1 protein-coding gene and 1 pseudogene are annotated in these 1502 nt (G+C 50.7%); both read right to left on the bottom strand.

What is annotated here, in order from left to right; translation table 11 throughout:
* Positions 1 to 306 (bottom strand): hypothetical protein (locus A3729_RS33925; protein WP_369820129.1); only part of this gene is annotated, 306 nt, incomplete at its 3' end.
* Between the two features lie 174 nt (positions 307 to 480).
* Positions 481 to 1403: pseudogene (locus A3729_RS11035) on the bottom strand (AMP-binding protein); the annotation flags it as partial.
* Positions 1404 to 1502 lie beyond the last annotated feature (99 nt).

Genomic DNA, 1502 nt, shown 5'->3' with positions numbered 1-1502 from the left:
CCAGCTTTGCAGGACTTTTCGATCAAGCTTGTTGTTAAGGGTGCGTGGTAACTCCCCGAGTGCTTCAAGGTGCTGCGGCACCATGTAAGGGGGCAATTGCTGTCGCAGGTGCTCACGAAGTTCACTGAGACTAATCGGGCTATTCTTCCATACAACATAAGCGATGAGCCGCGTATCGCCGGCACGGACTTCTCGTACGCTTAAGGCGCAGTCGTCAATGGCGTCGTGTTGGCGCATAAGCGTCTCAATTTCACCCAGTTCTATTCGGTAGCCGCGTACTTTGACTTGCTGATCCAGTCGTCCCATATACGTAAGGGTGCCGTCGTGGGTGTAGCGTACTTTATCACCGGTGCGATAGAGTTGGCCGTCTCCAAAGGGGTTTGGAATAAAGACCTTCCGGGTTAATTCGTCACGATTGTTATAGCCTAAGGTCAAACCGTCACCACCGATGTATAGTTCGCCAGCGATGCCGTTAGGGACAGGGCGCAGCTGCTCATCCAGCACATATAACTGAGTGTTGGCGATAGGTAAGCCCAATNCAGGCGGTGTTTGGGTTTGTGTAATCTGGNACAGCTAGACCAAACGGTGGTTTCAGTTGGGCCATACATGTTCCAAAGCTCACTACAGCGTTGAAGTAGCTCTTCAGCTAAATCCAATGGCAATGCTTCGCCACCGCACAGTGCTTTTAATCTAGGCTCACCCTGCCAGCCACTACTGATCAGCAATCGCCAGGTGGCGGGTGTTGCTTGCATGAAGTTTGCCTGATGCTTTATCAGCAAGCTTAATAAACGTCGACCATCACTACTATCCTGTTTCTTGGCAATAATGATTTTGGCGCCGACCCAGAGTGGCAAGTAGAGTTCAAGTACGGCAATATCAAAAGACAAAGTTGTTACTGCCATCAGGGTATCATCAGCCTGGAGCCCTGGCTTTTCGGCCATGCTGTGTAAGAAGTTCATGACGGAAGCATGGGGTACCACAACGCCTTTAGGCTTTCCGGTAGAACCGGAGGTATAGATGATATACGCAGCTGTATCCTCAGGGATTGTTACATCTGGGCAAGCTGTGTTCTGCTGTGATAGACGTTCAGAAATCAGATCGGTATTGAGTATGTGTGCAACAGAAGGCAGGCGCTTGATATGCGTTTCTTGAGTGACTAGGTGTTGTAAGCCCGAGTCTTCAATCATGTACGCCAAACGATCATCGGGGAAGTCAGGGTCAAGCGGGACATAGCTGGCGCCGACTTTCAATATGCCAATTAGGGCCGCGAGCATATGCTGAGAGCGGTCCAGGCACAAGCCAACGCGGTCCCCAACCGATACGTGCTCCTCTAATAGGAGCTGAGCCCACTGTGAGCTAAGTTCATCAAGCTGACGATAGCTTAAGACTTCCTGCTCAAATATGACGGCATCTTTTTCGGCAAATTGTTGAGCTTGATGATGAAGGTAGTGACCGACAGTGCGAGGGGCGTTGGCTTGTTCTTCATGCCAAGCATGAGCAGG

The organism is Oleiphilus sp. HI0043 (genome assembly GCF_001634935.1).
Note: the sequence above shows the minus strand (reverse complement) of the source record. Positions and strands in the feature narration are given on the sequence as shown.